This window comes from Micromonospora sp. CNB394, from assembly GCF_000374985.1.
In the GTDB taxonomy this organism is placed as follows: Bacteria; Actinomycetota; Actinomycetes; order Mycobacteriales; family Micromonosporaceae; genus Micromonospora; species Micromonospora marina.
This window is the reverse complement of record NZ_KB895829.1, coordinates 25,503-37,375: the sequence shown is the minus strand read 5'-3', so window position 1 is coordinate 37,375 and position 11,873 is coordinate 25,503. Positions and strand designations below refer to the sequence as shown.

Sequence of the window (11,873 nt, the reverse complement as noted above, 5' to 3'; positions counted from 1 at the left end):
TGGCCTTCCCTTCCTACGGTGGTCCGGTGAGCGCCCGAGCGGTGGCCTCACCGGTGACGATGGCGGTGTCCTGCACGCCGAACAGACCCAGCAGGTCCCGGCTGTAGGTGATCTGCACGCGTACCCGGATCTGGGTCTCGGTGCCGACCACTGGGAAGTCGACCTCGTGGTCCTGGACGCCGCCCGCTGCGGCGAGGTAGCCGGCGACCGCGGCGCGAGCGGCGACCTGGTCGATGCGCTTCGGGCCGCCCTCGATGGCCCGTGCCCGGTCGATCATCTGGCCGCCGGCGCGGGCCGCCTCGGCGGCCAGGTTGTCCGCGCGCTGGAGCGTGCGCAGCTGACCGGCGCCGTCGTAGGCGAGGGCGATGATCGCGAGTACGCCGGTCATCGCCACGGCCAGGAACAGGCTCACCCGGCCGTTCTCCGCCTCGCGCCGCCCGGTCATCCGCGACTCCGGTAGGTGTCCAACGGCGAGGTGAATCTCGCCGAGACGGTCTTGCCGCCCGGCACGCCGGGCAGGCCGGGCGCGCTCAGGTCGTCGAAGGAAACGGTGCAGGTCACCGTGACCGTCACGGTCGCGGGAACGCCTGCGGCGCTCTGGTACGCGGCGGCGAAGCTCGTCGTCGTCCCGGCCACGGAGCCCGACAGATCGATCTGGGGTGGGCCGGAGCAGTTCAGCCCCGCCCAGCCGAGCTGGTCCTGGGCCGCCACCTCGGCGGCCTCCTCGCCGTCGTCGGCGGTGCGGGCGAGCGAGGCGGCCCGTGCGGCGTCGTGGGCGGCCGACTCCACCGCCTCGTCCGCGACAGCGGTCCGCCCGGCGACCCCGGCCAGCACCATCAGCCCGATGAAGGCGGGCGCGAGCACCGCCACCTCGATCGAGACGGAACCCCGGTCCCGCCGCGGCCCGGCGCTCATCCGGTGGTCCAGCGTTCGGCCGGGCCGTGCGCGGTCTGCGTGACCTCGAACGAGACGCCCGGGATGACCGACAGGGAGCGGCCCTGCACCGTGCAGGTGACAGCGGAGGCGCTCTCGACGCAGGCCGGGCCGGTCTGCTCCCAGTCGACCAGCCAGTCTCCGGACTGTTGCAGGAAGCTGATCGCCCGCTGCCGGCCGGCGTCCGGCCCGGCGTCGATCGTGCGCTGGGCGTTCACAGCGGTCTGCGCGGCGTTCAGCGCGGTGGACCGGGCCACGAACCAGACGGCGACCTGGATCGAGCCGAACAGCATCACCAGGATCACCGGCATCACCACTGCGAGCTCGACCGGGTTGGCGCCCCGCTCGCCCTCGGCCAGGCGGGCGCGCAGGGCAGCGGTGAACCGCCCCGGACCGGGCGGGCCGGCGAGCCGGCCGGCGGACGCCGGCCGGCTCCGGACCGTACGGGCGGGGCGCTGCATCACGGGGCCTGCGGCGCCGTGTTGTTCGGGATGGCGTTCATCCAGTCGTTCGCCTTGGCCAGGGCGAGCCCGGTGACCGCCATGGCCACCGCGACCAGGCCGAAGATGATCACCGCGGTCGGTACCGGGCTGTCGCCGCGCTCGGAGTCCCGGCGCAGCTCGGCGAGGCGGGTGCTCACCGCCACGTACAGGTAGGCGTAGAGGTGCATGGTCGTCTCCTTCTCGGGTGGGTTCACAGACGGGCGAGGAACGGATAGACGGCGAAGCCGAGCAGGACGAACACCAGCAGCGAGCCGGGGATGTCCAACTTGCTGGTGACCCCCTCGGCCCGGGCCAGGTTGTCGGTGCGGATCTGGTCGCGCAGCGAGTCGGCACGGGACCGCAACGTCTCGTGCACCTGGGCACCCTCACTGCCGGAGGAGCGCATGATGGCGCCCACGTCGCCCAGCTCCGGGATGCCGATGCGCTCGGCCAGCTCCTGCAACTCGTCCCAGGGCGAGTGCATCTGGAGCTGGGCGAGCCGCAGCGCCTCCCGGATCCGGTCGAAGACCCAGCCGTCGCAGACCGCCGCCGCGCGTTCCAGCGACTGCACCGGGCCGTGCGCGGCGGACAGCTGCAGCGCCACCAGGTCGAGGTAGGCGCATACCGCCTGCCGGAACTCGTCCCGGGCGGCGTCCGCCTTGGCCAGGACCGCGCGGTGCGCGAGCAGTCCGGCACCGAGCGCCAGGCCCAGGCTGGCCACCACCGGTACGGCCACCGGCAGCGCCACCCCGCCGACGAAGAGCACCGCCGAGGCGACCGCCGGGGTGGCGAATCCGACGAGTGCGGACAGCAGCACCGACAGGGCGTACTGCTCGGGGGTGCGGTCGAGCAGGGCGAGCTGCCGGTGCGGCGGGCGCAGCCAGCGGGCGAACCCGCCGAGCCAGTCCGGCCCGGCTCCGGCGGCCGGGGCCTGGCCGGGCGGCTGGTGCAGCCGGCGCAGCGCCGGGCCGAGTGCCGGGGTGGCCGGCAGGGCCTCGCGTACGACCAGGAACAGCCCGAGCCCGACCGCGCACCCGCCGAGCACCCCGATCGCCATCTGCCAGTTGAGCGCGCTCACGCTGCCCGCCTTTCGTTCGCGACTGCGGGGCTCGCAAGCTCGCTCCTCGCGCTCACGCTGCCCGCCTTTCGTTCGCGACTGCGGGGCTCGCAAGCTCGCTCCTCGCGCTCACGCGATCGCCTCCTCCGGGTCGGGCGCCGGCAGGAACCGCGCGGGCCGGGGCGGCTGGCTCATCGAACGCACCCAGACCAGCAGGCCGACGAACGCCGCGCCGAGCACCGCCATCACGAGTTGACCGGTCACCGTCCCGTAGGGCCGGATGTAGTCGCTGTTCACCAGCCCGTACGCGAGCGTCGCCAGCGTCATGCCGGTGAGGAAGCGGACCGCGAACCGGGGCTGGGTGCGCTTCGCCTCCACCTCGCGCCGGGTCGCCACCTCGGCCGAGGCGGCGGTGGCGATCGACCCGAGCACGTCGCCGAGGCGCTCACCCCGGTCGGTGAGGTGCAGGATCAGCGCGGCCACCACCTGGTCGGCGACCGGGTCGGCGATCTCGTCGGCGAAGGCGAGCAGGGCGGAGCGGGCCAGCCAGCCGGCCTGGAGGCGGGCGGCGAGCGTGCGTACCTCCTCCTGGATCTCCTCCGGCGCGGTGGCGATGGTGCCGATGATCGCCTGCTGGAGTCCCTGGCCGGTGGCCGAGATGTCCTTGAGCCGGCGGGCCCACTCGCCTACGGCTTCGACCCGGGCGATGGCCCGCTGCTCGGCCCGGCCGACAGCGAACAGCCACGGCACGCCCGGCACCGCGAGCGCCACCAGCAGGCCGACCACCGGCAGTCCGGTGAGCAGGAACGCCACCGCCCCGGCAACCACCGCGGCACCGAGCAGGAGCTGGTAGCGGCGCTGGTCGGCACGGCTCGCGCCGGAACCGGTCCAGAGCCGGCTCAGGCCCGGCCCGGCACCGGCCGCCGGGCCGGGCGGGCGGCGGGTGCCGACGAGCGCGACGACCGTCAGCACCAGCCCGGCCACGCAGGCCGCGCCGGAGACCAGGGCGATCAGTTCGATCTGCGTCACGCCGGGCCTCCGCTCGGCCGCGCCCCGAGGCGGGTGTGCCGGGGCCGCCGCCAGGCGCCCACACCTGCCTCGACGAACCGGGTGAGCAGGCGGGCGTCGTAGCCGACGCGCAGCAGCTGGTCGCGGATACGTTCGGGCAGGTGGCGGGGGACCGCGCGGCCGTCCGGGCCGGGACCGAAGACGGTCGTCGTGGTGATCCGGTTGCCCTCGCCGACGCCGATGACCTCCTCGACGTGCGAGACGAAGCGGTGCTTGCGCCCGCCGATCGCGGTCTCGTCCTCGACCGTCACGTAGACGATCAGGTCGAGCGCGTTGCCGGCCATCCGGCGGGCCTGGTCGACAGTCATCTCCCGGCCGTGCGACAGCGCCAGCTCGATGATGCGTTCGCTCACCCCCGAGGGGGTACGCGCGTGGATGGTGCACATCGACCCGCGGCTGGTCGTCATCGCCTGGAGCATCGGCACGATCTCCCGGGACCGCACCTCGCCGACGATGATCCGCAGCACGCCCATGCGCAGCGACACCGGGATCAGGTCGGCGATGCTGATTTCACCCGCCGGCCGCCCGTCCGCGCCGCGCTCGCCGTGTCCCTCCCGGGACTCGAAGCTCATCACCGCCCGGTGTTTGTGCCCGCGCCGGGCCGGCAGGAGTTCCCGGCTCTCCTCCAGCAGCACGTACGGCTCGTCGGCCGGGATCTCGCCCATCAGCGCCCGGATGACTGTGGTCTTCCCGGCCCCGGCGAGCCCGGCCACCATGATGTTCAGCCCGGCCCGCAGGGACGCCCGGAGGAAGTCGCGCAGCAGCGGGTCGATCATCTCGTCCAGGTCGGGCCGCCCGCCCGCGATGTCCTCCAGGCTCACGTCGAGCGTGTTGTGCTTGCGGATGACCGCGTACGGGCGGTGGCTGACCAGGAACACGGCGGCGAGTCGGCTGCCGTCCGGTAGTTGCAGGTCGAGCGTGGGCTTCGAGGTGGACAGTGACCGCTCGGTGGCCCCGGCCCGGCGGGCCGCCGCCTGGAGGATCTCCACCAGCTCGTCGTCGGTCTCGGCGATCGGCTCGGCCCAGTCGACGCCGCCGCCGTGCCGGGTGATGCGTACCTGGTCGCAGCCGAGGATGTGCACCTCCTCGATGCTGTCGTCGACGAGCAGCGTCTGGAGCCGGCCCAGCCCGACGAGTTCGGCGGTGACCTGGTCGAGCAGCAGCCGTTCGGAGTCCGCCGCCATCGGCGTGCCGGCCCGGCGTACCGAGTCGGCGTACGCGGACACCACGGCGACCGCCAGCCGGGCGCGCTCGACCTCCTCGGCGTCGGCGTCGAACTCGCGTCCGCGCTGCCAGTGGGTGAGCCGTTCGCTCAGCTCCCGGCGCAGCTCGCGGACCACCGCGAAGTCGACCCGGGGGCGTGGTGGTGGCGCCGGGGGTGCGGCGGGCGCCGGGCCGGGGAGGTGGTGCCGCCCGTTCGGCGGGGCGAGCGGCGGGACCGTGGAGACGACGCCCGGCTGCTGCCCGCGTGGGTCGTGGGAGACCGGCTCAAACCGCACCTGACACCCCCGGCACGCTCGGCGCGGTCACCGCGCGCGGTGTGGTGACCCCGGGCCAGGCCAGCCGGGCGCGCCGCCGGTCCAGCAGCGCCCGGACCGGCACCTCCAGGGCACCGGCCGCGCGCATCAGCGGCCGGTTGGCCCGTACGGTGCCGCCGTGGGCGAGCACCTCGGCGGTACGCGGGTCGTGTGGCAGGCGGGCGATCACCGGCAGCCGCAGCGCCTTGCTGATCTCGCTGGTGCCGTGCCCGTCCCCGACCACGAGCAGTCGCAGCGTGCCGGGCGGTACGCGGTGCTCGGTGAGATCCCGCTCGACCGCGCGGGCGGTGGCCCGGGTGGCGGAGAGGTCGGGCAGGTGCGCGCGGGTGACCAGCAGTACCACCGCGGCGGCCCGCAGCAGCGGCCACGGTGTACCGCCCACCGCCAGCCGGCCACAGTCGACCAGCACGTCGTAGGGCGGCTCGCCCCGTTCCAGCCCGGTGAAGTAGTCGGCGAAGCGCTGCCAGAGCGGGATCACGCTGCCGGCCTGGGCCGGGTCCACCACCCCGGGCAGCAGCAGCCGTTCCCGGCGGGGCGCGTCCAGGTCGACCAGCTGGGACCAGAACGCATGCTCCAGGCTGCCGTCGCGCAACTCGCCCACCGCCAGCTCACCGATGCCGCGCGGACCGTCGAGCGCCCCGCCGAGGTAGCCGGCGAGGATCGAGCCGCCCGCCGGGTCGCACTCGGCCAGCACGAGCCGCCGGTGCCAGCTCAGCGCGGCGGCGAGCGCGGCGGTGGTGACGCCCGGCGACCCCTTCGCCGAGACCAGGGCGATGATCGCCATCAGGCCGCCTCGGTGAGGACGAGCGCGATCCGGTCGTCCGCGGCGAGCGCCACGACCGCCGGCACGTCCCGTACGGCCAGCGCCAGGTAGACCACCACGTCACCGTGCTGGGGCGCGGCGGTGTCGATCACGGTGCCCTCGAACCGGGTGCCGCCGCCGCGGGACGCCTCGGAGCCGCCGCCGGTCGCGTTCGAGGGCGTGCTGACCAGCAGCACCTTGTCGCCGGGGTTCAGCTTGCGGGCCGGCACCTGCTCGGGTTCCAGCCCCAGTGCGATCTGCTGCTGCCCGGAGCCGAGCAGCGGGGCCTCGGTGAGCTGCGCCGGGGTGAGCAGCGTGCCCGGGGTGAGCCGGACGGCCGCCCGCAGCGCCAGCACCTCGTCCATCCGGTCGGCGGGTACCGGCTGGAGTTCCCGTCCGCCGGAGACGCGTACCGGCACCAGGTCGTCGGCGGTGAGTTGCTGTCCCACGTCGACCGGCCGGGCCACCGCCAGGTACGTGCCGGTGGAGCGGACCGAGGTGACCGCGAACGCCGCGCCCAGCCCGCCGAGGGCGATCAGCAGAACCGCCAGGCCGAGCAGGCCGGGGCGGACGCGTCGTTGCCGGACCACCTTCGGCGGCGCGACGGGCGCCTCCACCGGGGTTCCGTTGCGGGCTGCCACGACACTCATCGGGTCACCACCTGAAGCTCGTTGATCTGTACCGGGACGACGCCGCTGGACCGGCTCTGGGCGATGACGCCGCTCTCCCCGCCGCCGGACCACTCGACGGTCCAGAACGTCGTGGCGCTCACCTCGTAGGTGCCGGCCTCCGGATAGCCCTGGTCGAGGCCGCAGTCGGGCGAGGTGGAGCCGGCCCTCGGCCCGTCGGCCCGGTACGGCGTGCCCGGTCCGTCGCAGGTGACGTCGATGTCGTCGGACATGTGCCAGACGATCCGGTCCACCTTCGCCGTGATCTCCACGGTCAGCCCGCGGTCGGAGGCGGACGCGGACAGCGGCCCGAAGTACGAGGCACCCGGGCTGGCCCACATCCAGACCGGCAGTCCGACCAGACCGGGGCCCTGGCTGCGCCGGGGCGCCACGGCGGCCCGGGGCGGGAGCAGCGAGATCGAGGCCAGCGCGCGGCGGGCCAGTTCCTCCGGGTCCGGCGGCGCGCCGTAGCCGTCCGGCGGCGCGTCCAGAAGGGCCCGACGGATGCTGCCGAGGTCGCCGCCGTTGCAGGTGAGCTGGTACCACTGTTGGCCGGGAGGCGCCTCGCCCTGCGGCTCCTCAAGCTTGTAGTAGCAGCCGTCGGCGTTGTTGAACCAGCCGAGCACCGGGTGGTAGCAGGGGATGGCCCGGCCGTTCCACTGGCACTTCGGCGTGCCTCCGCCGTTGCCGCCCCCGCCGCCGTTGTCTCCGCCGCCACCCGGGCCGCCCGGTCCGCCGGGGATGCCGGGGTCGTCGTCCCAGACGTCGCAGTCGGTCTGTTCCGGCGGGCACGCGCCGCCCGGGTCGGCGGCACGGGCGGGTGCGCCGGTGAGCGTCAGCAGCGCGGCCAGACCGGCGGCGAGCAGCAGCCGGCGGGGTGTCCCGGCCCGGTCGGGCCGGGCCGGGACACCCCTTCCTCCCCAGGTCAGCACGGCTGGTCCTGATGTGCGGCGCCGCCGTTGACCAGCCACCGGCCGTCCGGGTACCGGACCGCTGTCGCGGTGGCCAGGTAGCGCCCGCCGCGGGTGCCGGGTACGGCCTTGCCGTTTCTGGCGTAGACGAGCCGGTAGCCGCTCGCGTCCAGGCAGTCCTGGATCTCGACGGTGGGTGGGCGGGCGGCCAGGTCGACCGACACGACCTCGGGGTCGGAGAGCAGTTTCCCGGTACGCATCGCGCCGTGCTCCTTCGCGTCGAGAATCGCCATTCGCACCCGAGTCAGCAGTGGATCAGCCAGAAAACGGGTCAGAGCGGGATGGGACGGATCGCTGCGCGCGCTGGCTGCCCGGGACGCGTCGAGATAGCCGGAATAGGCGGCCAGAGCCGCTTTTCCAGCCGCCTTCTCCTCGGCGCTGGAATGGGTGGCGGGTGCGGCGGCGCGGCCGGTCAGCGGACCGGTGGCCGCCTCCGGCTCGGTGCCGCAGCCGGCGGAGCCGACCACCAACGCAACGCTGAGCAGGAAGATTTCCCATCGGCGGGATTGCCGTGTGCGCAACGCCGATCCCTCCTCGGTGCCGACCCGGGGCGATCACGCCGACCCGCTCCGGGCATGCGGAAGCGCGCCCGGAACTGTCACCCCGGGCCCCGTCGCCGCCACTTGTATTGACCTCTACTGATCGCTGTGGATGCTGTTCCCTCGTGCCTCCGACGCCCATTGATCCGGGGGTTGCGTCGTACCCAAGGGGCGAGCATAGGCTCACGTCCGCCGATGCAACAGAGGCAATTCACGTGAACACGGTGAGTGAAGACGGGAGGTGGTGGCCGGTGTGTGTCACCACGATGACGAGCGGGCTTCGGCGGGGCTCCGGGCCGGCGGGCGTGTGCTCACCCGTACACGCCACGACGGCGGTGACGAGCCGCCGCGAAGCCGCCGGTATGGGTGGCAGACGTGCCGCTCGTCCGATCCGTCCCGCCGGTCCGCCGCGGTGCACGCCCCGCCTCGTTTCCGGCCGCCGCCGCGTCGGATCAGACTTCCCCGCGCGCCCCGGCCGTCACATGCGCACCACCGATAAATCACTCTGCGTGCTCCGCGATGGAACGCGCGGCGACCGGACGGAGGAGCCGGCATGACGGCTGAACGGGTGCGGCGTACCGGACCGGTGGCCGATGCCCGCCGTCCGAGCGCCCGGCTGGTCGCGGCCCTGACGGTCGTACCCCTGCTCCGGCTGGCGGTGGCGCGCTACGCCGTACCGCAGGGGTGTCCGGACCGGACGGCGTGCGACGGCTGCGGCGCCCCGATCGGGCTGGACCGGCCGCTGCCGGCGCTCGGCCCCGCCGCCCGCTGCCCGGTCTGCCGGGCTCGGGTCGGCGCGGCGCCCGCGGTGGTGGAGGCCGCGTTGCTGCTCGCGGTGGCGGTGCCGGTGTTCGCCGGCGGTGCCCCCGCCGCGCGCCTGGCGCTGGCCTGGTGGCTGGTCTGGGCGGTGCCGATGACGATCGTGGACGCGATGGCGCACCGCCTGCCCGACCGGCTCACCTGGCCGTCCGCCGCCGGCGCGTGGACGCTGCTCGGGGTGGCCGCGCTGGCCGGTCCGGGCGCGGACCCGCTGGTACGCGCCGCGCTGGCCGGTCTGGCGCTCGGCGGCGGCTTCGCCGCGACCACGCTGCTGTTCGGGCGGCGCGGGTTCGGCCTCGGCGACGCCAAGCTGGCGCTCGGCGCGGGCGCGCTGCTCGGCTGGCACGGCTGGCCGGTGCTGGTGGCCGGGCTGGTGCTCGCGCTCGTCCTCGCCGGGCTGGCCGGCGTGGTGCTGCTCGCCGCCCGGCGGGTCCGCTGGTCCGGGCACCTGCCGTTCGGGCCGTTCCTGGTGCTCGGCACCGCCGCCACGCTGATGCTCGTCAGCGTGTGATCGGCCACCCCCAGGTGCGGGCGGCGGCACCCACGGGTACCTCAGTTTCAGCCACCTCCCAGCCGGGTCTGGTTCGGTGGCGGTCCAGGCTTCGGACTCGGGAGGGGCACGTGTCGCACGGCGACGACGGATGGCGGATCCGGCGTACCAGCGCGGACCTGGACCGGCTGGGCGAGACGGAATCCGTCTTCACACTCGCCAACGGCTGGGTGGGCTGGCGGGGGACGCTCGACGAGGGCGAGCCCTGCGGCATGCCCGGCAGCTACCTCAACGGGTTCCACGAGCAGCACGAGCTGATCTACCCGGAGAGCGGGTACGCGTTCCCGGAACGCAGCGACACCGTGATCAGCGCGCCGAACGCCGCCCTGATCCGGCTCTGGGTCGACGACGAGCCGCTCGACCTGCGCACCGGCACGATCCGGCGGCACCACCAGGAACTGGATCTGCGCGCCGGGGTGGTCCGCCGGGAGACCGAGTGGGTCTCGCCGGGCGGCCGGGGCGTGCGGATCCGCAGCACCCGCCTGGTCTCGCTCACCCGCCGTCCGGTCGCCGCGCTCGACTGGACGGTCGAGCCGCTGGACGAGCCGGTCCGGCTGCGGGTCGGCGCCGACCTGCTCGCCAACCAGCGGGTGCCGGAACGCGCCGACGACCCCCGGGCCGCCTCGGTGATCCACGACCCGCTCACCGGCGAGATCCGCCGCGACGACGGCCTCGACGGTGTGCTCGTGCACCGCACCGGGCGCAGCCGCCAGCGGGTCGCCGTGGCGGTCGCGCACCGGGTCGAGGCGGCCGACGAGGTCGCCACCGACACCGAACTGACCGCCGACCGGTTCCGGCTGGCGCTGTCCGGCCCGGTACGCCCCGGCGAGCGGATCCGGGTCACCCGGTTCGCCGCCCACGAGTACACGGGCGTCGACGGCACCCCGGCCGGCGAACTGGCCGAACTGGTCGTCGCGGAGGCGGCCACGGCCCGCGACGACGGGTTCGACGCCCTGCTCGCCGAGCAGCGCGCCGCGCTCGACGCGGCATGGGCCACCGCCGACGTCGAGCTGGACGGCGACCCGGAGCTGCAGCTCGCGGTGCGGTTCTCCGTGTTCCACCTGCTCCAGTCCGGCCGCGCCGACGGCGACCGGACCATCCCGGCCAAGGGGCTGACCGGCAACGGCTACGACGGGCACGTGCTCTGGGACACCGAGGGCTACGTGCTGCCGGTGCTGACGTACCTGGCACCGGAACTGGCCCGCTCGGCGCTGCGCTGGCGGCACGCCCACCTGCCCGAGGCCCGCGACCGCGCGGCCGAGCTGCGCCTGACCGGTGCCACCTACCCGTGGCGGACGCTCAGCGGCCGGGAGTGCTCCGGCTACTGGCCGGCCGGCAGCGCGGGCCTGCACGTCAACGCCGACATCGCCGACGCGGTTCTGCGGTACGTCGCCGCCACCGGCGACACCGCGTTCCTCGCCGAGTGCGGGGCCGAGGTGCTGATCGAGACCGCCCGGCTGTGGCACGGCTACGGCCACTTCGACGACGACGGCGCGTTCCACCTGACCGGCGTCACCGGCCCGGACGAGTACTCCGCGCTGGTGGACGACAACGTCTTCACCAACCTCATGGCCCGGCGCAACCTGCGCGGCGCCGCCGACGCCGTCCAGGACTGCCCGGAGGTGGCCGCGCGGCTCGGCGTCGACGCCGCCGAGGTGGCCGGCTGGCGGGCTGCCGCCGACGCGATGTCCGTCCCCTACGACGGCAAGCGCGGCGTGCACGAGCAGTCGGCCGGATTCACCGCACAACCGGAGTGGGACTTCGCCGGCACCGGTGAGGACGACTACCCGCTGCTGCTGCACTTCCCCTACCTGGAGCTGTACCGCAAGCAGGTGGTCAAGCAGGCCGACCTGGTGCTGGCCATGCTGCGCTGCCCGGGGGATTTCACCGCCGAGGAGAAGACGCGCAACGTCGCCTACTACCAGGCGCGGACCGTCCGGGACTCGTCGCTGTCGGCGTCCGCGCAGGCGATCCTCGCCGCCGAGGTCGGGCACCTCGACCTGGCGTACGACCTGTTCGCCGAGACGGCGTTGCAGGATCTCGCCGACCTCGGCGACAAGACCGCCGACGGGCTGCACCTCGCGTCCCTGGCCGGCGCCTGGCTGGTGGTGGCGCAGGGCTTCGGCGGGCTGCGCGACGACCGGGGTGTGCTCTCCTTCGAGCCGCGGCTACCCGGACCGATCGCCCGGCTGGTGTTCCACCTGCGCAGGCACGGGCAGCGGCTGCGGGTCACGCTCACCGGGCGCCAGGCCCGCTACGAGCTGCCGGACGCCGCGCCGGGCGACGCGGTGGAGCTGTGGCACCACGGCGAACAGCTCCGCGTCACCGGCGACGGGCCGGTCACCCGGCCGATGCCACAGGTGCCCGACCCCGGTCCCGAGGCGCAGTCCCCGCCCGGCCGACGTCCGCAACGGCGCGCTCAGGACGCGGCGGGCGACGACTGAGC

Annotated in this window: 13 protein-coding genes; 2 read left to right on the top strand and 11 right to left on the bottom strand. The window is 74.6% G+C overall.

Features of this window, described 5'->3' with window-relative positions:
• Positions 1–13: 13 nt before the first annotated feature.
• The 11 genes from C569_RS0108860 to C569_RS0108810 form a co-directional block, all read right to left on the bottom strand.
• Positions 14–445, bottom strand: a complete 432-nt coding sequence (locus tag C569_RS0108860) for a hypothetical protein (RefSeq protein ID WP_018785438.1) — start codon at positions 443–445, stop codon at positions 14–16.
• Positions 442–915: a TadE/TadG family type IV pilus assembly protein gene (locus C569_RS0108855; RefSeq protein ID WP_018785437.1), complete on the bottom strand. Its 474-nt coding sequence runs from the start codon at positions 913–915 to the stop codon at positions 442–444. The genes C569_RS0108860 and C569_RS0108855 overlap by 4 nt, the downstream gene beginning before the upstream one ends.
• Positions 912–1,394 (bottom strand): TadE family protein, encoded by a 483-nt coding sequence (locus C569_RS0108850; RefSeq protein WP_036345432.1) that lies wholly within the window; start codon positions 1,392–1,394, stop codon positions 912–914. The genes C569_RS0108855 and C569_RS0108850 overlap by 4 nt, the downstream gene beginning before the upstream one ends.
• Positions 1,394–1,603, bottom strand: a complete 210-nt coding sequence (locus C569_RS0108845) for a hypothetical protein (RefSeq protein ID WP_026267884.1) — start codon at positions 1,601–1,603, stop codon at positions 1,394–1,396. The genes C569_RS0108850 and C569_RS0108845 overlap by 1 nt, the downstream gene beginning before the upstream one ends.
• Positions 1,604–1,626: 23 nt before the next feature.
• Positions 1,627–2,472, bottom strand: a complete 846-nt coding sequence (locus C569_RS0108840; RefSeq protein ID WP_036345429.1) for a type II secretion system F family protein — start codon at positions 2,470–2,472, stop codon at positions 1,627–1,629.
• 129 nt (positions 2,473–2,601) lie between these two features.
• Positions 2,602–3,555: a type II secretion system F family protein gene (locus tag C569_RS0108835; protein ID WP_369753261.1), complete on the bottom strand. Its 954-nt coding sequence runs from the start codon at positions 3,553–3,555 to the stop codon at positions 2,602–2,604.
• Positions 3,498–5,039: a CpaF family protein gene (locus C569_RS0108830; protein ID WP_026267883.1), complete on the bottom strand. Its 1,542-nt coding sequence runs from the start codon at positions 5,037–5,039 to the stop codon at positions 3,498–3,500. Before C569_RS0108830 ends, C569_RS0108835 begins: the two co-directional genes overlap by 58 nt.
• The gene (locus tag C569_RS0108825; protein ID WP_018785431.1) at positions 5,029–5,862 is read right to left on the bottom strand and encodes a hypothetical protein; all 834 of its coding nucleotides are present in this window, start codon (positions 5,860–5,862) and stop codon (positions 5,029–5,031) included. Before C569_RS0108825 ends, C569_RS0108830 begins: the two co-directional genes overlap by 11 nt.
• Positions 5,862–6,530 carry an SAF domain-containing protein gene (locus tag C569_RS0108820; RefSeq protein ID WP_026267882.1) on the bottom strand — a complete coding sequence of 223 codons (669 nt, stop codon included), beginning with the start codon at positions 6,528–6,530 and terminating at the stop codon, positions 5,862–5,864. The genes C569_RS0108825 and C569_RS0108820 overlap by 1 nt, the downstream gene beginning before the upstream one ends.
• Positions 6,527–7,480, bottom strand: coding sequence for a hypothetical protein (locus C569_RS0108815; RefSeq protein ID WP_018785429.1), 954 nt, complete (start codon positions 7,478–7,480; stop codon positions 6,527–6,529). Before C569_RS0108815 ends, C569_RS0108820 begins: the two co-directional genes overlap by 4 nt.
• Positions 7,474–8,040: a hypothetical protein gene (locus tag C569_RS0108810; protein ID WP_026267880.1), complete on the bottom strand. Its 567-nt coding sequence runs from the start codon at positions 8,038–8,040 to the stop codon at positions 7,474–7,476. The genes C569_RS0108815 and C569_RS0108810 overlap by 7 nt, the downstream gene beginning before the upstream one ends.
• Positions 8,041–8,611: 571 nt before the next feature.
• Between C569_RS0108810 and C569_RS0108805 the strand changes: the two genes are divergently transcribed.
• Both C569_RS0108805 and C569_RS0108800 read left to right on the top strand, forming a co-directional pair.
• Positions 8,612–9,388 carry a prepilin peptidase gene (locus tag C569_RS0108805; protein ID WP_018785427.1) on the top strand — a complete coding sequence of 259 codons (777 nt, stop codon included), beginning with the start codon at positions 8,612–8,614 and terminating at the stop codon, positions 9,386–9,388.
• Positions 9,389–9,498: 110 nt separating this feature from the next.
• Entirely contained in the window at positions 9,499–11,871 is a 2,373-nt protein-coding gene (locus C569_RS0108800; protein WP_018785426.1) for a glycoside hydrolase family 65 protein, read from the top strand.
• The last annotated feature ends 2 nt before the right edge of the window (positions 11,872–11,873 follow it).